14 protein-coding genes are annotated in these 18995 nt (G+C 34.8%); 6 read left to right on the top strand and 8 right to left on the bottom strand.

Translation table 11 applies throughout. The features are described from left to right. Positions 1-263 precede the first annotated feature (263 nt). From QLS65_RS00915 to QLS65_RS00900, 4 genes are all read left to right on the top strand, one after another. The gene (locus QLS65_RS00915) at positions 264-3035 is read left to right on the top strand and encodes a bifunctional aconitate hydratase 2/2-methylisocitrate dehydratase (protein WP_282714649.1); all 2772 of its coding nucleotides are present in this window, start codon (positions 264-266) and stop codon (positions 3033-3035) included. Positions 3036-3156: 121 nt separating this feature from the next. Continuing rightward, on the top strand, positions 3157-5424 hold the full coding sequence (locus QLS65_RS00910) for an aconitate hydratase (RefSeq protein WP_282714647.1): 2268 nt from the start codon (positions 3157-3159) through the stop codon (positions 5422-5424). A 201-nt stretch (positions 5425-5625) separates the two neighbouring features. Next, positions 5626-5946 carry a panthothenate synthetase gene (locus tag QLS65_RS00905; RefSeq protein WP_099714555.1) on the top strand — a complete coding sequence of 107 codons (321 nt, stop codon included), beginning with the start codon at positions 5626-5628 and terminating at the stop codon, positions 5944-5946. 703 nt (positions 5947-6649) lie between these two features. Beyond that, complete coding sequence (locus QLS65_RS00900) at positions 6650-8149, top strand: peptidoglycan endopeptidase (protein ID WP_282714645.1); 1500 nt, start codon at positions 6650-6652, stop codon at positions 8147-8149. A 91-nt stretch (positions 8150-8240) separates the two neighbouring features. Here the strand turns inward: QLS65_RS00900 and QLS65_RS00895 are convergent, their stop codons facing one another. Both QLS65_RS00895 and QLS65_RS00890 read right to left on the bottom strand, forming a co-directional pair. Next, complete coding sequence (locus tag QLS65_RS00895; RefSeq protein ID WP_282710485.1) at positions 8241-8699, bottom strand: VOC family protein; 459 nt, start codon at positions 8697-8699, stop codon at positions 8241-8243. A 66-nt stretch (positions 8700-8765) separates the two neighbouring features. Next, positions 8766-9821 carry a glycosyltransferase family 9 protein gene (locus QLS65_RS00890; RefSeq protein ID WP_282714643.1) on the bottom strand — a complete coding sequence of 352 codons (1056 nt, stop codon included), beginning with the start codon at positions 9819-9821 and terminating at the stop codon, positions 8766-8768. Positions 9822-10309: 488 nt separating this feature from the next. Between QLS65_RS00890 and QLS65_RS00885 the strand changes: the two genes are divergently transcribed. Further along, positions 10310-10537, top strand: coding sequence for a CDGSH iron-sulfur domain-containing protein (locus tag QLS65_RS00885; RefSeq protein ID WP_091164708.1), 228 nt, complete (start codon positions 10310-10312; stop codon positions 10535-10537). A 119-nt stretch (positions 10538-10656) separates the two neighbouring features. Here the strand turns inward: QLS65_RS00885 and QLS65_RS00880 are convergent, their stop codons facing one another. The 4 genes from QLS65_RS00880 to QLS65_RS00865 form a co-directional block, all read right to left on the bottom strand. After that, a complete protein-coding gene (locus tag QLS65_RS00880) occupies positions 10657-11517 on the bottom strand; it encodes an NAD(P)-dependent oxidoreductase (RefSeq protein WP_282714640.1) in 861 nt (286 codons plus the stop codon). Positions 11518-11682: 165 nt separating this feature from the next. Further along, positions 11683-12078: a hypothetical protein gene (locus tag QLS65_RS00875; protein ID WP_282710480.1), complete on the bottom strand. Its 396-nt coding sequence runs from the start codon at positions 12076-12078 to the stop codon at positions 11683-11685. A 95-nt stretch (positions 12079-12173) separates the two neighbouring features. Next, positions 12174-13001: a hypothetical protein gene (locus QLS65_RS00870; protein WP_282710478.1), complete on the bottom strand. Its 828-nt coding sequence runs from the start codon at positions 12999-13001 to the stop codon at positions 12174-12176. Positions 13002-13110: 109 nt separating this feature from the next. Further along, entirely contained in the window at positions 13111-13680 is a 570-nt protein-coding gene (locus QLS65_RS00865; RefSeq protein ID WP_282714638.1) for a hypothetical protein, read from the bottom strand. Between the two features lie 497 nt (positions 13681-14177). Here QLS65_RS00865 and QLS65_RS00860 point away from each other — a divergent pair, with 497 nt between their 5' ends. Next, the gene (locus tag QLS65_RS00860) at positions 14178-15584 is read left to right on the top strand and encodes an APC family permease (protein WP_121342685.1); all 1407 of its coding nucleotides are present in this window, start codon (positions 14178-14180) and stop codon (positions 15582-15584) included. 267 nt (positions 15585-15851) lie between these two features. Here QLS65_RS00860 and QLS65_RS00855 read toward each other — a convergent pair whose 3' ends face one another. Both QLS65_RS00855 and QLS65_RS00850 read right to left on the bottom strand, forming a co-directional pair. Next, the gene (locus tag QLS65_RS00855; protein WP_121342684.1) at positions 15852-17300 is read right to left on the bottom strand and encodes a glyceraldehyde-3-phosphate dehydrogenase; all 1449 of its coding nucleotides are present in this window, start codon (positions 17298-17300) and stop codon (positions 15852-15854) included. A gap of 158 nt (positions 17301-17458) precedes the next feature. Further along, positions 17459-18859, bottom strand: coding sequence for a S1C family serine protease (locus tag QLS65_RS00850; protein WP_282714634.1), 1401 nt, complete (start codon positions 18857-18859; stop codon positions 17459-17461). Between the last annotated feature and the right edge of the window lie 136 nt (positions 18860-18995).

Genomic DNA, 18995 nt, shown 5'->3' with positions numbered 1-18995 from the left:
AAAGGTTCTTAGCTGAAAACGGTGTAAAATCTCGCTCCCTAAGTATCGTTAAATTTCAACTTTCTCAAAGAAAAGATTTTAAATTGTTGATAATTCATTATTTTAATTTAAAATTGAATTTTTGATAATAAAAAGTAGTGAAACTCTTTATTTTGTAATAATAATTTTTGAAAAAGCTACATCTATTATATTTTTTTTAATTCTCGGCATTAATTCCTAAATTTGCGTACAAAAAATAAAAATACCAAGAAAAGACTTCTATTATGAATACTTATAAGGATTACATTCAAGAAATTGAAGAACGAAAAGGCCAGGGACTTAACCCAAAGCCAATTGATGGAGCCGAATTATTAAGCGAAATCATTGAACAAATTAAAGATTTGAGTAACGAGTATAGAGAGGATTCTCTTAAATTCTTTATTTACAATGTTGTTCCAGGAACTACTCCTGCGGCTAATGTGAAAGCTAAGTTTTTAAAGGAAATCGTTTTAGGTCAATCAGTAGTTGCTGAAATTACGCCTGCTTTTGCTTTAGAGTTATTATCACACATGAAAGGTGGAACTTCTATAGCCGTTTTACTTGATTTAGCTTTAGGTGATGATGTTGCTATTGCAAAAGATGCTGCAGCTGTTTTAAAAACACAAGTTTATCTTTATGAAGCAGATACAGATCGTTTAGCTGAGGCTTTCAAAAACGGTAACGAAATTGCCAAGGATATTTTAGAAAGCTATGCTAAGGCAGAGTTCTTTACTAAATTACCTGAAATTGCAGAAGAAATTAAGGTAATTACTTTTATTGCTGGTGAAGGAGATATTTCAACTGATTTACTTTCTCCAGGAAACCAAGCGCACTCTCGTTCAGATCGTGAATTGCACGGTAAATGCTTAATTTCTCCAGAAGCACAAGCTGAAATCAAAGCGTTAGCAGAAGCGAATCCTGATAAGAGCGTGATGTTAATTGCTGAAAAAGGTACTATGGGTGTGGGTTCTTCAAGAATGTCAGGTGTAAACAACGTGGCGCTTTGGAGTGGTAAACAAGCAAGTCCTTATGTTCCATTTATTAATATTGCGCCAATCGTTGCAGGAACAAATGGTATTTCTCCAATTTTCCTAACAACTGTTGATGTTACTGGTGGTATTGGTCTTGACCTTAAAAACTGGGTAAAAAAATTAGATGAAAATGGTAACCCTGTTCGTAATGAAAGCGGTGATCCTATTTTAGAAGAAGTTTACTCTGTTGCTACTGGTACGGTTCTTACAATCAATACAAAGACAAAGAAATTGTATAGTGGAGATAAAGAATTGATAGATATTTCTAAAGCATTCACTCCTCAGAAAATTGAATTTATAAAAGCGGGAGGTTCTTATGCAATTGTGTTTGGAAAAAAATTACAAACATTTGCATCAAAAACTCTTGGTATTGCTATTGTACCTGTATATGCTCCGTCAAAAGAAGTTTCTATTGAAGGACAAGGTCTTACAGCTGTAGAAAAAATATTTAATGCCAATGCGGTTGGTTCAACTCCAGGTAAAATTTTACATGCTGGTTCAGATGTACGTGTTACTGTAAATATTGTTGGTTCACAAGATACGACTGGTTTGATGACTTCTCAGGAGTTAGAGTCTATGGCTGCTACTGTGATTTCTCCAATCGTTGACGGTGCTTACCAATCAGGTTGTCATACAGCTTCAGTTTGGGATAATAAATCTAAAGCAAATATTCCGAGATTGATGAAATTTATGAACGACTTCGGATTGATCACAGCTCGTGACCCGAAAGGCGTTTATCATTCCATGACGGATGTAATTCACAAAGTACTTAATGATATTACTGTAAATGAATGGGCTATCATCATTGGTGGTGACTCTCATACCAGAATGTCAAAAGGGGTTGCTTTTGGTGCTGACTCAGGAACAGTTGCTCTTGCATTAGCAACTGGTGAAGCTTCAATGCCAATTCCAGAATCTGTGAAGGTGACTTTCAAAGGAGATATGAAAGGATACATGGATTTCCGTGACGTAGTTCATGCTACACAATCTCAAATGCTTAAAACATTTGGTGGAGAGAATGTATTCCAAGGAAGAATTATTGAGGTTCACTTAGGAACTCTTAATGCGGATCAAGCATTTACTTTTACGGATTGGACTGCAGAAATGAAAGCAAAAGCTTCTATCTGTATTTCTGAAGATTATACCTTGATTGAATCTCTTGAGATGGCAAAGGGAAGAATTCAGATTATGATTGACAAGGGAATGGATAATAAAAATCAAGTGCTGAAAGGATTGATTGCTATTGCTGATAAGAGAATTACCGAGATTATTTCAGGTGAGAAACCAGCACTAAGACCGGATGCAAACGCTAAGTATTACGCTGAAGTTGTTGTAGATCTTGATGTAATTGCTGAGCCAATGATTGCGGATCCTGATGTGAATAATGCGGATGTTTCTAAAAGATATACGCATGATACTATTAGACCATTATCTTTCTATGGAGGGGTTAAAAAAGTAGATCTTGGATTTATTGGATCTTGTATGGTTCATAAGGGTGATATGAAAATTCTAGCTCATATGCTTAAGAACATTGATGAGCAAGAAGGTAAAGTAGAATTCAAAGCGCCACTAGTTGTAGCTCCGCCTACTTATAATATTGTTGATGAATTAAAAGCAGAAGGTGACTGGGAAATTTTACAAAAATATTCTGGTTTCGAATTTGACGATAATGTTCCTAAAGCTGCAGCACGTACTTCATATGAAAATATGTTATATCTAGAGCGTCCGGGTTGTAACCTTTGTATGGGTAACCAGGAAAAAGCGGCAAAAGGAGATACCGTTATGGCAACATCTACGCGTCTTTTCCAAGGAAGAGTTGTAGAAGATACTGAAGGTAAAAAAGGAGAGTCTTTACTTTCTTCTACACCAGTTGTAGTTTTGTCAACAATCCTTGGTAGAACTCCAACAATAGAAGAATATAAAACGGCGGTAGAAGGTATCAATCTAACTAAGTTTGCGCCTTCTCATAAGTTATTAGTTAAATAATTCACATAATTAGTTAATTATAATTTAAAAGCCTGAGTCTAATGACTCAGGCTTTTTTTTATACTCTATTTTTTTGTATCTTGTGGTGAAGAAATAGAATAACAAAAAACACCTATATATTATGGCTTTTGATATTGAAATGATTAAAAAAGTGTACTACAACATGACAACTCGTGTTGATAAGGCACGCGAAATAGTTGGCCGTCCGCTTACTTTAACAGAGAAAATTTTGTACAATCACCTTTGGGATGGAATGCCATCAACTGCTTTTGGAAGAGGTGTTGATTATGTGGATTTTGCCCCGGATAGAGTTGCTTGTCAAGATGCAACGGCTCAAATGGCATTGTTGCAATTTATGCACGCTGGTAAAAAGAAAGTTGCAGTTCCTACAACAGTGCATTGTGATCACTTGATTTTGGCTAAAAATGGAGCTGAATTTGATTTAGCTGCAGCAAATACACAATCCAAAGAAGTTTTTGACTTCCTATCTTCAGTGTCTGATAAATACGGAATTGGTTTCTGGAAACCAGGTTCAGGAATTATTCACCAAATCGTTTTGGAGAATTATGCCTTCCCTGGAGGTTTGATGATTGGTACCGATTCGCATACTGTAAATGCAGGTGGATTAGGAATGTTGGCTATAGGTGTTGGTGGAGCTGATGCTGTAGATGTAATGTCAGGAATGTCATGGGAATTAAAATTTCCAAAATTAATAGGGGTAAAATTAACTGGAAAACTTTCCGGTTGGACTGCACCAAAAGATGTTATCCTTAAAGTAGCTGATATTCTTACTGTAAAAGGTGGAACAGGAGCTATCGTTGAATATTTTGGAGAAGGCGCAACTTCAATGTCATGTACTGGAAAAGGAACTATTTGTAATATGGGTGCCGAAATTGGTGCTACCACTTCAACATTTGGTTATGACGAGTCCATGAGACGATACCTTTCTGCAACAGGTCGTCAAGATGTAGTCGATGCTGCTGATAAGGTAGCGTCTTATTTAACTGCTGATCCAGAAGTGTATGCAAACCCGGAAACATATTTTGACCAAGTAATCGAAATTAATCTTTCTGAATTAGAACCACACATTAATGGTCCTTTTACTCCGGACCGTGGTACGCCAGTTTCTCAAATGAAAGCTGAAGCTGCTGCAAACGGTTGGCCAATTAAAGTAGAATGGGGATTAATCGGTTCTTGTACCAACTCTTCTTACGAAGATATGGCTCGTGCTGCATCTATCGTAAATCAGGCAGTTGAATTAGGAATCAGCCCAAAAGCTGAATTTGGTATCAACCCAGGTTCTGAGCAAATTAGATATACAATCGAAAGAGATGGAATCATCGCCACTTTCGAAAAAATGGGGACCAAAGTCTTTACTAATGCTTGTGGACCATGTATTGGACAATGGGATAGAGCAGGAGCTGATAAAGGAGAGAAAAACACAATTGTTCACTCTTTCAACCGTAACTTCTCTAAACGTGCCGATGGTAACCCAAACACACACGCTTTTGTAACGTCTCCAGAAATGGTTGCTGCATTAGCAATTTCAGGTCGTTTGGATTTCAATCCTATTACTGATACTTTAATCAACGATAACGGGGAAGAAGTAAAACTAACCGCTCCTTATGGTGATGAATTGCCTAAAAAAGGTTTCGCAGTAGAAGATGCAGGTTTTCAAGCACCAGCAGCTGATGGATCAGGTGTTCAAATCCTAGTTAGCGAAACTTCAGATCGTTTGCAATTATTGGCACCATTCCAACCTTGGGATGGTAAAAATATTACTGGAGCTAAATTATTGATTAAGGCTTTCGGAAAATGTACTACAGATCACATCTCTATGGCTGGTCCATGGTTGCGTTTCCGTGGTCACTTAGATAACATTTCTAACAATATGTTGATTGGAGCAGTTAATGCCTTCACAGATAAAACCAATTCGGTTAAAAATCAATTAACGGGTACCTATGATGCCGTTCCTGCAGTTGCACGTGCTTATAAAGCAGCTGGAGTACCATCTATTGTTGTGGGAGATCACAATTATGGAGAAGGATCTTCTCGTGAGCATGCGGCTATGGAGCCTCGTTTCTTAGGGGTTCAAGCAGTATTAGTAAAATCATTTGCTCGTATCCACGAAACAAACCTTAAAAAACAAGGGCTTTTAGGATTGACATTTGCTAACGAAGCTGATTACGATAAAATCCAGGAAGATGACACCATCAACTTCACAGATTTAGTAGATTTTGCTCCAGGAAAGCCATTAACTCTAGAATTCGTTCACGCAGATGGAACCAAAGATATTATCTTGGCAAACCATACCTATAACGAAGGGCAAATTGGCTGGTTTGTAGCTGGTTCAGCATTAAACTTAATTGCTGCTGCCAGTAAGGCATAAGTAAATTAAAATATTTATATTCAAAACTCTCAAGGAAACTTGGGAGTTTTTTTTGTTTCATGGGTTTTTTCAGAAGAACAATATTCGCTTTCTAATGGCATGTTAATTTAAGTTAAAATATTGATAATGAGTATTTTTATTAGAGATGCGAATTGTGTTATTTTGTATCTTTAGTTACTATTAATCTTAAATCTTATTGCTATGAGAATGTTAGTCAATGTTATCTTTCCTATTGAGCCTTTCAACTCAATGACTAGAAATGGAACAGCTGGCGAAATCATTAGTCGAGTGATTAATGATATCAAACCAGAGAGTATTTATTTTTCTGAACAAGACGGTCATCGGGGCGCTATTATGGTAGTTGAAGTCCCTGATGCGTCTGCAATTCCATCTATTGCTGAACCTTGGTTTTTAAATTTTGAAGCCAATTGCGAATTTAGAATAGCGATGACTCCTGATGATTTAATGCGAGCTAACCTCTCTAAACTTGCTGAAAAGTGGAGTGATATTCATGTAGTATAAACCAAACGAGAGAATTAACAGCGCCACTTCAAATAAAATGAGGTGGTTTTTCTTTGAGCTATTTCCCGCTGACCGTTTCCCGCTTTTTTGCGCAATTGCTTTTTTCCAAGATAAAAAAGGAGCTTCTTTTAGTCGCTCTTTTTTCTCAGGAAAAATAGGCAATTCCGCTTCAAAAGGCTTTTCACTTTCATCAGGGCTACAAGTCATGAACCAGAATTTCAATTCCTATTTATTGATTTCAAACAAAATTTTATTTTAAAAAAGAAAAGAGCTATAAGCCGAAAATACGGGCAAAATTCAAAAAACAAGTCGAAATTTTATTTTTTGAACGTTAAAATTTAAAAAAAGGCTGTGTTTTTTGATTAAATCTCTTATATTAGCTTTTTTGAAAAATTAAATATTCAAAGGAGCTTTTTTGATAGTTTTTTTAAATCAACCTTCTTTAGAATTTTTATTTTCAGCCCAACAATACAATAGGATTGTACGGCGTTACTATTTCACCTGCTTTTGCAATTGAAATAAAAAATCAACTAGAATTTAAAATGAACACATTCTGAACCTTTTTTTTTGAAAGAGATAAGGATTATTTTTACAATTTTTTAAATAAAAAAGTAAAAAAGCAAACCATAGCGAGATTTAATAATTATATCCCGAAATCGCTGTGTAGAATAAAAATGGGGTAAGTAATTTGAAATAAATGAATATGAGTTTAAGATTAATTGTAACATTGTTTTTATTGAATAGTATCGTTCTTTTTTCTCAGGAAAATATCACGAAGCACACCATCGTAAAAGGAGAAACAATTTCTAGTATTGCTGAGAAATATGATGTTAAACAAAGCGCTATTTTCAAATTAAATCCAAACGCAAAAAATCTATTAAAACTCAATTCCATTTTATTAATTCCTGTAGCAGCCACAAAAAAGACAAATACTAAATCCAAGGTTGCAGCAAATTACTCCGCAAAAGAACATGAAGTACTTGCCAAAGAAACGCTTTACGGAATTGCAAAACAATACGGAATCTCCCTAAAAGAATTAAATGAACTTAATCCAACGTTAGAATCTACAGGATTAAAAATAGGTCAAAAAATTATAATTTCTGCAAACGCATCTTCAACGGAAGTAGCTGTTGCTCCTCAAGCCAAAAAGGTTTCTCAAAAACCAGAATTAGTAGTTACTCCCCAAGTAATCGAAACTGAAAAATCCACTACGGAACAAACCACGATAGAAGTTCAGCCAAAAGAATCAAAATATTCTATCGCAAGAAAATACGGAATTACGGTTAAAGAATTAGATAAAGCCAATCCAACTATAGGCACCAAAGCACTTAGAGTAGGTCAAAAAATAACGATTCCAGGAAATGGAATACCAGTGACTGAAGTAGCGGTTGCGCCACAGCCAAACAAAGAATTACCAACTGCTGAAGCTGTAGTTATTGCAGAGCCCGTTACAATTACACCTAAAACAGAAGAGCCAGTAGTTTCTCATCCAAAAATAGATTTACCAAAATCAGAAGTTATAGCTGTTTCTCAATCAAATGAAACGCCAAGCGCAATCTCAAATAATATTGTTCGCGAAGTGTTGCCAAAAGAAACCAAATATGGTATTGCTAAACAATACGGAATTTCGGTTCAGGAATTAGAAAAACAAAATCCAGAAGTTAAAAACGGACTTCGTGTAGGAGCTAAATTGAACATTCGGGCAAATAATGTACCAGTAGAAAATAATGCTGTTGTTAGCATCGATAGCGATAATACAGCTACAATTGAAAACACTACAATTGATTTTAACAATACGTTAAAGCCTACTTTTAGTCATGATTTTCTGGATCAATTGATAGAACGCGCTTCAGAAAACATAGGAACAAGATACCGTTCTGGAGGAACTTCAAAAGCAGGTTTTGACTGTTCCGGCCTAATGTGTACTACTTTTGGTGCATTCGATATAAAGTTGCCAAGAACATCAAGAGAACAATCCGGTATTGGTACTAAAATAAATACTGAAGAAGCTCAAAAAGGAGATTTAATTTTCTTTAAAACGAATGGTAGAAGCCAAATTAATCATGTAGGTATGGTGGTAGAAGTTTGTGAAGGAGAAATAAAATTCATTCACTCTTCAGTGAGTAATGGAGTTATTATTTCCTCAACCAAAGAAAAATACTATGAGAAAAATTTCTCCCAAATAAATAGAGTTTTACAGTAATTCTAATTGGTGAATTTCAAAAAAATATAAGGAATAAAAAAACGAAACTCCTCAGGCAACTGAGGAGTTTCGTTTTTTTTAGTTGTACAGTTTAGTGTTGTTCGGCACTATTTATTTCAATCCAATAGCCATCTGGATCCTGTATGTATATTTGTTTGATTCCGTCTGCTCTAACGGTGATGGTGTCAAGTTTCCCCGGCCAGTCAGAATATGTAATTTTTAAAGCTTTAAGTGACTGAATCAATGCATCAAAATTAGCTGATTTAAACGCAAGATGTACTGCTTTGTTTATCGTAACAGGTCCTTTAATAGTGGAAACTAAGTGTAATTCTTTACCATCACCCAATGAAACCCAACGAATTCCTTCTTTTCGTGTAAGATTGGTAATTTCTGAAAGTTTCAAAATATTAGTATAGAAATCAACGGAGCGATCCAAGTCTTTTACTGAAAGTGCCATGTGGTCTAATTTTAAAGCAAAGGAGTTGGTATTCTGGGCACAAAGTGTCCCCGTGAACACAAATACAATTAGGAATACAGCTATTTTTTTCATAAATATTTTGATTTATATTTTAGTTTTCATTTTACTAGAACAATATTTGTTGTTTTATATTTATAATTAATTCTTACCAAGAAGAATGTTGTTGATTACTTTGATTGATTCCTCGGTTGTGCTGGTATTGGTGTTTATGGCCACGCTGTTATTGTTGTAAGGGGCATATTTGTTTTGATTAAGACGAGAAAATAAACCTACAGTAGGTGTTAGTGAAGCACTGGCTAAATGCATAATTCCACTGTCGGCACCAATGAAAATTTCTGTATTTGCAATTACTGAACCAATTTCCCGAATGTCTTTGCTATAAAAAGTAGGTGCTTTAAATCCTATTTGTGAAATATTTTCTACCGGTAAAATTTCTATAATATTGTAATCTTGATATTTTGTTTTTAATTGCTCATAAAATTCTTCCCACCAAGTTTCTGAATAGCATTTGTCATCTGTTGCATAGGTGAAAATAGCAATAGTTTTTTTGTCATTAGGAACTATTTTGTCTATTGTTTTTTTGCCTTCGGCAAGCTCGGCATTACTTAATTTAAGATCTAATGATGGAACTGGATTTTCCTTTTCTTGAAATCCTAATTTGGTTAAAAAACTTCTGAATTCATACACCGGATACTTGGCAATGTGCTCGTAATCTTTATATTTTAATGCAATGTTTTCATCAACTTCGCCAAAAAACTTATATTTTGCATCTGCAAACTGGGCCGATAATCGTCCAGATGAAGAACCTTTATCAACATTTATAACAATGTCATAGCGCTGTCTTTTGATTTTTATCCAAACTTGAAAATAAGCGATTAGGTTTTTAAAGGGCTTTTTTGGAAGTTCAATAATATAATTGATGTTTTCGTAGTTTTGAAAAACAATTGGCGCAAGCCCTCCTTTTACAAATAAATCAATTTTACATTCTGGGAAAGTGGCTATTACGTCTTGTACCAGCGGTGTAATTAGCAATAGGTTTCCTAATCTATGATTGGGTCTGGAAATTAATACTCTTTTGATTTCAATTTTTTGAGTCAAATCTATATGTTGATTCTTCTGGGAACTGCCGATATTTTTAGTAAGGCTTCGTGTTAAAATCCTTCGGAATACATTTACTTTTTTTAAGATACTCATGCTTTTAAAATATTATATGGTATTGAATTTATTTTTAATTATAAAATTGAAAAGGTGTTTTTATTCTTTTACAGAATATAAAATAATTAACACCACCTAAAACGGATTACCTAACGGGCAAATATACAATATAGAAGCTAATAATATTTGTAGCTTATCAAGATTACTTTAATCTTAAGGATTGGATGCACAAATAAAAACGGCGCATAAAGTTACGCTGCATTTTTGCAATTAATTTGATTCTTAAGTTCTTCAATAGTTGGATAATTCAATGCATAATGTGCTCTTTTTTGATTGTGCCAAATTTTGAGATATTCAAAAAATTCCAATTTCTAATTTCTTTTACTTGCCTGTGATTGCTCCTAATTTAAGGTAGCATAAAATAGAATTAATGTAAATTACGATTTGGAATCATAAAAAAGCGCAGCAATGAAGAAAGGTCCTAAAATATTTTGCAATCTTTGAACTCTAAAAAATTAAAAAGCATTATGAGCAAGACTAAACTAACAATCAATCGCAATGGTTCTATAAAAATAGAAGGCGATTTCGAAATAACAGACTGTGAAGGAAAAACATACGGATTAGAAGGAAGAACCGCTTTGGGTCTTTGCCGTTGTGGATTATCAGTAAACAAACCTTTTTGCGATGGTTCACACCGCAATGGTTTTGAGCATGAATCAGCTGCATTTGACTTGCCACCAATGAAAACGAAGTAATATCATTTTCTGATTCGATTAAATGAGAAAAGCTAAATCTTTATGGATTTAGCTTTTTTTATGTTTTTGGGTGACTTATTTGTTGGCAAGGGTTTTATTCCCAAAATAACATCCAAATATTACTTGCTCTTTAAACTGCTGATAATCGCCATCACATCTTGATCACCTAATCCTTCTTGTTCAGCTACGGCATAACTGTCATACAAAGGATGAATTAGCGGGGAATCGAGTCCGGCTTCTTTGGCCAGCCTCAAATCTTTAACGAGATGTTTCAAAGCAAATGCCGCCGGATAAGAGTCGTTAAGAATAGAAGGTGTTTTGATATTTGTAATACCGTTGCCGCAAGCGCCTTGATTGATGATGTTGAGCATATCTTCTTTGCTCACGCCGTTTTTCTCGGCAAATAAAACCGTTTCAGCTATTCCTTGAAGATTCAATCCTAATAGATAATTGATGGCTAACTTAGCCGAACTCGCCACGCCAGGTTCACCTACATGAATGGCAATTTTACCCAAAACGTCAAATATCGGTTTGGCTACTTCGTAGTCTTCACTCGAAGCGCCTACGAGAATAACTAAAGTTCCGTCCTGTGCCGGTTTTACACTTCCAGAAACGGGAGCATCTATAAAATGTACGTGATGTTGGTTACAAATGGTGTTTAAATAACGGGAAGTTTCCGGAGCAACTGTACTCATATTGATGATGGTTTTGCCAGGATTGGTTTTAGACAATAAACCCGTTGGTCCTTCAAAAACTTCTTTGACAGCTGCGTCATTGGATAACATGGTCAAAACGACGTCGCAAGTTTCCATTAGTTCTTGTAAACTGCTTGCTGATTTTGCTCCTGCAGCCAGTAATGGCGCTTCTTTATCTTTGGTGCGATTGAAAACGGATACTTCAAAACCCGCTTTGAGCAGGTTTATCACCATTGGATTTCCCATGTTGCCAAGGCCTGTCCATCCTAATTTTAATGTATTCATGATTTTTAGTGCTAAATGATACGTTTCCTGTTTTGGTGTTAATGCTAGAATGTCATCAGGAAAGCGACACTAAAGTACGTTTAATTTCTGGGAAAGAAACATAAAATTGCGAGTCGAACGGATTATTAACATCCAAGCGAACGGGTTTTATAAATTCAGGTATTCCTAAAGTAAATTTAGAAGTCTAAAGAGTGCAAAACCCAAGCCTACTCCAATTAGGAACCAAAAAAATCGTTGTTTTTTGTGTATTTTTACAACTTGTTCCTTGAGTACTACGCCATTTTCTTTCAATTCAAGTTTGATTTCTTTTTTGTCGAATTGTTTGTATTTTGATTCCAAAATCAAATCTCTGGCGTGTAGTTTTATTTCGTGGGTAATTCCAGAAAAAGAAAACTTTTTAGAAATTATTTTTCCATTCAATAAAACGCTTTCAATTCCAAAAATAGAGTTCCAGAATTCTATTTTATTCGAGTCAATGTTAAATTCAGCGTATTTCATTTTTGGTTTGAGTTTTTTATAATGTTCCAAATCTAAATTATCGTTATCCGAAAAATTATACATCCGTACGATAGGATTATTTTTTAGGTTTTTTGTAAAGTACTAATTTTGAGTAAGGAAAAGTTTTCAGCGCTATCGAAAATAAATGGTTCAATTAATTAAATTTTTACTTCAACATTTTTTAAAAATGCCGTCATGTTGTTTTGATTATCGTATATCCTTAACTCTTTCATATTGCCTTCGCTATCTTCTTCTTCAATGCTATAACCGCCATAAACATGATTGATTTTTATCCCGTAATTAAAACCAAAACTATTATAGTAGAAATAAATCGTTCGAACATTTCCTTTTTTAATTTCTTTAGATTTTATGATAAATTCTTTACCATTTAATGATTCAGACTTAGTTGAAATAAACTCGTCTTTTTTATAAATATTTTGGTATTTTTCAATCCCCACTAATTTGCCATTTTGGTTATAAGTTTTAGACTTTAAAGTATTGCCATTAGAATCATATTTCCATTTATTACTCAAGTAGTACTTATGACTATCTTTATACTTATTATATAATTTTGTGTATTTTCCTGATTTATTGTAAACACGTTTTTGTCCATTTAGGGTATCTCCATTTCTGATTTGATAATTTTCAGTTCTATTCTTTTTTTCATCGTATACATAGATTATCTTTCCTATGGTGTCACCTTTGGAATTTATATCAGAGGATATGTATAACCTATCAGTATTAACTTCAATTATAGAATGAGTTTTGTCACTTTTATATTTACTAGCTGAAATAGCATTTTGGATATTATTTTCTGTTGTGATAATGTTTCTAATACTATCAAGATATGTTATCATTACTTTTTTACTGATTGTATCTTTCTTCTTTATTTCAAAAGCCGTGATAGTTTGTTTATAAAATGGCTTAGATTGGCATATTCCTAATAATGGAATGAAGATTATCAGTAACATTATTTTATATTTCATTTTACAAATTTTGTATTAAAATAGTATTTAATATTTTGGTAGTTGGAGATGTTAGAGATTTCGAAACATAGTATTTTATGTTTAACGAAAACGTCATACGAAATGGCTGTTATAAGCTAGCTTTTCTCCATTTATATAATAGTAATCGCCTTCTGTCATCAATATCATTTACTCTAACTTCTGTAACGTCTTCTATTTTGAAAAGAGAAGTTCCTAAATCTTCACCATTTTTAGCAATACAATTTAGAATGAAATCTTCATCAGAAATATCTTTTACAAATCCTGTAAAAAATTCACTTCCATTTATTTCAAAACTAGCCATTTGATCTTTTGCTTTATGAAGTTGCAAAATCGCATTAAACTGCCAATTTTCTGATTGATCTAAGCAAATATTAAAATCAGAAGGTTTGTCAATGATATCAGAATATTCTATTAGACATTCCATTACTTTGACATAATCATCATTGAAATCAATATTTTTAATATTTGCGACTTTTATAAAAATAATTCCATCCTGTTTCCCAAATCTAGTAAAGTGCCTAAATCCAATATATTCTTCATTTATTTCAGTGATATAGCCTACAAGTGAACCTTTGTCGGTATTGTATTGCCAAATAGAAATTAGTTCTTTATTCTCTTTTGATTTCTGTAATATAGATTGCAAAATACTAGTACTCATTTTTGGTAAATTCTTTGGTTGATTAAATAAATTTTTAAAAAAGTTGTTCATAATTCCAATACGGATTGGTTAAGCTAGCTGATAATGTTTTTACACGAAACAAATTTTCGCAAACCACACTAAATTTAGTTGGATTGCCAAAACTTTTTTCGATAAATATTTTCTCAAATATATTTAATTTTTCTTACAATTTTTCTTGAAAAGAATAAACGTTATTTTTATTGCGGTTTGCGTGAGGGAGGGAAGCGGCATCCTTTATTTTCTTTCTTTAAGAAAATAAAGATACAGCGTACCGCCCGACCCAAAGTGGCGAGGAGGAACGACAAAGCTACTGCAGGGTCACGCCCAAATGAACAATCGGTTAGTTAATTCTCACTCTTTGCTCTTGTCTCTTGTCTCTTTATTTTGAATTTCTCACTTTTCTCCTTCAATTTATGAAATTTCCAAAAAAAGTATATCTTTAGCCAACTAAAACCAAAACCCCAAAACCAAAAAATATGGAAGACCAAAAACCAGACGATTTTAAAAGAGAATTAGGATTACTCGACGGAACCATGCTTGTGGTGGGTTCTATGATAGGTTCCGGGATATTTATTGTAAGCTCAGATATGGTTCGCCAGTTGGGTTCTGCCGGTTGGTTGATTGCTATGTGGGTGCTTACGGGGGCTATTACGGTGATTGCCGCCGTGAGTTATGGCGAGTTGAGCGCGATGTTTCCTAAAGCGGGTGGTCAATATGTGTACATTAAGGAAGCGTACGGGAAACTGGTGGGTTTTTTATACGGTTGGAGCTTTTTTGCCGTGATACAAACCGGTACCATTGCTGCCGTGGGTGTGGCTTTTGCCAAATTTGCCGCCTATTTGTACGCGCCTTTGAGTGATAAGAATATTTTATACGAGATTGGGGATTTCAAACTCAATGCGGCTCAGATTGTTTCTATTTTCACCATTATTTTGTTGAGTTATGTGAACAGTCGCGGGGTGAAAAACTCGAAGATTTTACAAACGGTTCTGACGGTTATCAAAATTTTATCGTTGGCCGGTTTGATTATTTTTGGTTTTATGGCTGCCAAAGCAGAGGTTTGGGACGCAAACTGGACCAACGCTTGGACGTCACAAACACTAAATGTGGAAACGGGTTCTTGGTTGCCTATCAGCGGAACAGCTTTGATATCTGGAATTTCGGCTGCCTTAGTAGGTTCGATGTTCTCCAGTGTGGCTTGGGAAGGAGTAACTTTTATCGCCGGAGAAATAAAAAATCCAAAACGCAACGTAGGATTGAGCTTGTTCTTAGGAACCTTAATCGTGAGTGTAATTTATATTTTGGCTAATATTATGTACTTAGCAGTAGTGCCTTTGTATGAAATTGCTACGGCAGAATCTGATCGTGTTGCTGTCGTGGCTTCGCAAAGTATTTTTGGTTCAGTGGGGACATTAATTATCGCTGTGATGATTATGATTTCGACTTTTGCCTGCAACAACGGATTGATTATGGCGGGTGCCAGAGTGTATTATACAATGGCGCAAGACGGTGTTTTCTTCAAGAAAGCTGCTGAATTGAATCATGCCAGTGTTCCGGCTTGGTCTATTTGGGCGCAGTGTATTTGGGCATCGGCGTTGTGTCTCACAGGGAAATATGGGGATTTACTGGATTTTGTGGTTATCATCGTTTTGATATTTTACATACTTACTATCTTGGGAATATTTATTCTGCGCAAGAAAATGCCAAATGCCGAAAGACCATATAAAGCTTTTGGATATCCATTTTTGCCGGGATTATACCTAATTATTGCCACGGCTATTTGTATTGCTTTGTTGTATACTAAAACGAGTACAAGTGGTTGGGGAGTTTTGATTATGCTAATAGGTATTCCAGTTTATTATTTGACTAAAGCCAAAGAATAGTTTTTTTAAATTATAAGTTATTAATTATTAATTTGTGGATGTTAAATCGAATTTTTAAATATAACTTTTTGGAAATCAGTTAAAATCCGTTTAATCCGCGTCATCTGTGGCTAAATCCGGTAGAATAACAAAAAAAATCCGTCTCGTTTTGATAACGCGACGGATTTTCTATTTAATTCAGGCTGGGTTGCTGCTTTCTTCAATCTAAATCTAAAAACTAAAAAACTAAAAATTACAATCTGCAACCATCAACCTGTAATCTATAGGCTAGTAATACGTAAAGCGTCTTACTTTGGCAATGTATTTTGCTAATCGGATTACCTGGTGGCTGTATCCGTATTCGTTATCGTACCAAATGTATAACACGATATTTTTACCATCGGTTGAAACGATTGTGGCGTTACTGTCATAAATGGCAGGAGCCGATGTTCCCACGATATCCGAAGAAACCAATTCGTTATTCAAAGAATATTTGATTTGCTCTACCAGTTCGCCTTCCAACGCATATTTTTTCATAATGGCATTGATTTCTAACAGCGATGTTTCTCTGGACACTTCAAGATTCAAGACTACCAATGAACCGTTAGGTACCGGTACCCGAATCGCATTTGAGGTTAATTTTCCAGCAAGGCTTGGCAATGCTTTTGCAACAGCACTTCCGGCACCCGTTTCGGTAATTACCATATTTAAGGCTGCTGCTCTACCACGACGGTATTTTTTGTGCATATTATCCACAAGATTCTGGTCGTTTGTGTAGGCATGGATGGTTTCTAAATGTCCTTTGACAACTCCTAAAGTATCTTCAACAGCTTTCAATATTGGCGTAATCGCATTGGTAGTACACGATGCAGCCGAAAAAATGTTGATTTCATCCGGATTGTATTCGTTATGGTTTACGCCATGAACAATATTTGGAACTCCTTTTCCGGGAGCGGTAAGCAATACTTTATCCACACCTTTGGAAACCAAATGTCGGCTTAATGCTTCGTGGGTTGTAAAAGCGCCTGTGTTGTCAATTACCAATGCATTATCGATTCCAAAAAGGGTGTAATCAATTTCTTCAGGTCCGTTTGCAGTAATAACGTGAACAGTTGTTCCGTTGATAATCAAAGCATTATTTTCAGTATCAGCAGTTACTGATCCTTGAAAATCGCCGTGAATGGAATCATATCGCAATAAGGAAGCTCTTTTTTCAAGAGAATTGGCGTCATTTTTATCGCGTGTCACGATAGCGCGCAATCGCATTTGACTTCCTTTTCCGGTTTTAGACATTAATTCTCGGGCTAATAATCGACCAATTCGACCAAAACCATATAGCACAACATCTTTTGGCTGAATTTCTTCAGAGTCTTTTGCGTTTTTAAGTTTGTCAATTACAAAATACTTGGCATCCGGATATTTATCTTCTTCTAAACCGTATTCATACGTCAGTTTACCAATGTCCAATTTTGCAGGTGGTAAATTCAATTCTAAAATAGCTTTTGCAATTTTAACCGAGTCAAATACTGAAATGGGTTTGCCTACAAATTCGGCAGCATATTCATGCAGGTTGATAATGTCACTGACATTTCTATCAATTAATTGATTTCGGAATAAGACCATTTCTATGGATTTATCATACCATAAATCGCTGATGATTTTAATTAGTTTTACTCCTGCACGTCGCCTGTCGGCTTGAAAAGTAACTTCTTTTTCGTATAAAGTTGTGGTTGCCATGTTGAAAATTTAATGAAAATAAGTGATTGTATTTTTTAAAATTTGCGCAAAAGTACCCATTTCAATCGATTTCGTAACGTATTTTATGAATTATTTATAAAATAAAAAAGCCACCTTTTTTTTTCAAGATGGCTTTGTTTTTTCAAAACTCGGATGTGTTAAAGAATCACACGCATAATTTCTCCGTTTTTATTAATCATTTCGATTCGTACGGTTTGGTTTTCCTCTTTTTTACTTAAAAGTTTGGATACCGTTTCCACATCGGTAGCTTTTACATTGTCAATACTCAAGATAATATTTCCTATCAACTCGTCTTCGTATTGTTTTAAGTTTTGACTGTTTATGGATTTGATTCGCACACCGTAATCAATTTTGAACTTCTTCTTGTCAGCAGCTTCAATGTTTTCTAATTCGATGCCTTTAAATTCAGCATTGAAAAACTCATTTTTACTCAAAATTACGGGAACTACTCTGGTTTTCCCATCTCTGATATAGGTAACCTGAACTTTATCATTCGGTCTTTTCGTATTGATGTATCCTGAAAGATCCGCAAAAGTAGCCACATTTTGCTCGTCTAATTTGATGATGACATCACCTTTTCCAAGTCCTGATTTCTCGGCACCAGAATTTTTGGTTACTTTATTAATGTAAAATCCTTGTGTTTGTGTTATGCCTAATTCTTTAGAACTAATGCTGTTCAATTCGCCTCCTTCAACTCCAAGAATTCCACGTTGTACATTCCCAAATTCCATTAAATCTTCAATGATTTTTCGGGCAATATTCGAAGGAACCGCAAAAGAATATCCTACGTATGAGCCTGTCATGGAGGAAATCATCGTGTTTATTCCTATCAGCTCACCACGTGTGTTTACTAAGGCTCCACCACTGTTTCCAGGATTTACCGCAGCATCAGTTTGTATGAAAGATTGGATTCCGCTGGTGTCTAAATCTCTGGCTTTCGCCGAAACAATTCCGGCTGTTACCGTGGACGTTAAATTGTACGGATTACCGACAGCCAAAACCCATTCACCCACCTTCACCGAATCAGAATTGGCAAAAACAGTGTACGGTAATTTCTCATTCGCATCAATTTTCAATAAGGCAATATCCATTTTAGAATCGGTTCCAATGAGTTTTGCCTGATACGATTTTTTGTTATTTAAGGTAATTTCAATTTCTGATGCTCCTTTAATTACGTGATTATTGGTTACGATATAACCGTCCTCAGAAATGATAACTCCAGAACCCGTTCCCACTTGCTCCTGGGATTGCCCTCCTTTATACCCATAAAAATATTCTAAAATGGGATTCGTAATTGTTCTTCGCGAAACGTTTTTTACGTGTACCACCGTATGGATTGTTTTTTCTGCAGCTTCAGTAAAATCAAGTACTTCCGATGATAATCCTACTTTCTTTCCGTAAGAATCGGATGCCATTGTGACTCCTGAATTTTTATCATTAGAAAAATATCCATTGGTGTCAAATAATAATTTGTATGAACCTAGTGTTACTACTCCGCTCAACAGGGAAACCAAAAAAAGTGTTGAAAAATTTTTCATAATTAAATTCGTTTTTTAAGATATTTACTCGTAAAAATAAAACTAAATTAGCTTCGCAAAATACAGTTTAACGCTCTTTAACAATGATTAACATTTCATTAATAATTCGTAATTTTGTATAACTCAATTCAATTAA

It is taken from the genome of Flavobacterium algoritolerans (assembly GCF_030010385.1).
GTDB lineage: Bacteria > Bacteroidota > Bacteroidia > Flavobacteriales > Flavobacteriaceae > Flavobacterium > Flavobacterium algoritolerans.
This window is presented reverse-complemented; position numbering and strand designations above follow the sequence as displayed.

What these genes read in the sequence shown, in the direction of transcription:
- QLS65_RS00895 (WP_282710485.1), bottom strand. Translation starts at nt 8,699, where the DNA reads ATGAAAAAAATAGCTGTATTCCTAATTGTATTTGTGTTCACGGGGACA.
- QLS65_RS00865 (WP_282714638.1), bottom strand. Translation starts at nt 13,680, where the DNA reads ATGAGTACTAGTATTTTGCAATCTATATTACAGAAATCAAAAGAGAAT.
- QLS65_RS00885 (WP_091164708.1), top strand. Translation starts at nt 10,310, where the DNA reads ATGAGCAAGACTAAACTAACAATCAATCGCAATGGTTCTATAAAAATA.
- QLS65_RS00910 (WP_282714647.1), top strand. Translation starts at nt 3,157, where the DNA reads ATGGCTTTTGATATTGAAATGATTAAAAAAGTGTACTACAACATGACA.
- QLS65_RS00870 (WP_282710478.1), bottom strand. Translation starts at nt 13,001, where the DNA reads ATGAAATATAAAATAATGTTACTGATAATCTTCATTCCATTATTAGGA.
- QLS65_RS00855 (WP_121342684.1), bottom strand. Translation starts at nt 17,300, where the DNA reads ATGGCAACCACAACTTTATACGAAAAAGAAGTTACTTTTCAAGCCGAC.
- QLS65_RS00890 (WP_282714643.1), bottom strand. Translation starts at nt 9,821, where the DNA reads ATGAGTATCTTAAAAAAAGTAAATGTATTCCGAAGGATTTTAACACGA.
- QLS65_RS00875 (WP_282710480.1), bottom strand. Translation starts at nt 12,078, where the DNA reads ATGTATAATTTTTCGGATAACGATAATTTAGATTTGGAACATTATAAA.
- QLS65_RS00850 (WP_282714634.1), bottom strand. Translation starts at nt 18,859, where the DNA reads ATGAAAAATTTTTCAACACTTTTTTTGGTTTCCCTGTTGAGCGGAGTA.
- QLS65_RS00915 (WP_282714649.1), top strand. Translation starts at nt 264, where the DNA reads ATGAATACTTATAAGGATTACATTCAAGAAATTGAAGAACGAAAAGGC.
- QLS65_RS00905 (WP_099714555.1), top strand. Translation starts at nt 5,626, where the DNA reads ATGAGAATGTTAGTCAATGTTATCTTTCCTATTGAGCCTTTCAACTCA.
- QLS65_RS00880 (WP_282714640.1), bottom strand. Translation starts at nt 11,517, where the DNA reads ATGAATACATTAAAATTAGGATGGACAGGCCTTGGCAACATGGGAAAT.
- QLS65_RS00860 (WP_121342685.1), top strand. Translation starts at nt 14,178, where the DNA reads ATGGAAGACCAAAAACCAGACGATTTTAAAAGAGAATTAGGATTACTC.
- QLS65_RS00900 (WP_282714645.1), top strand. Translation starts at nt 6,650, where the DNA reads ATGAGTTTAAGATTAATTGTAACATTGTTTTTATTGAATAGTATCGTT.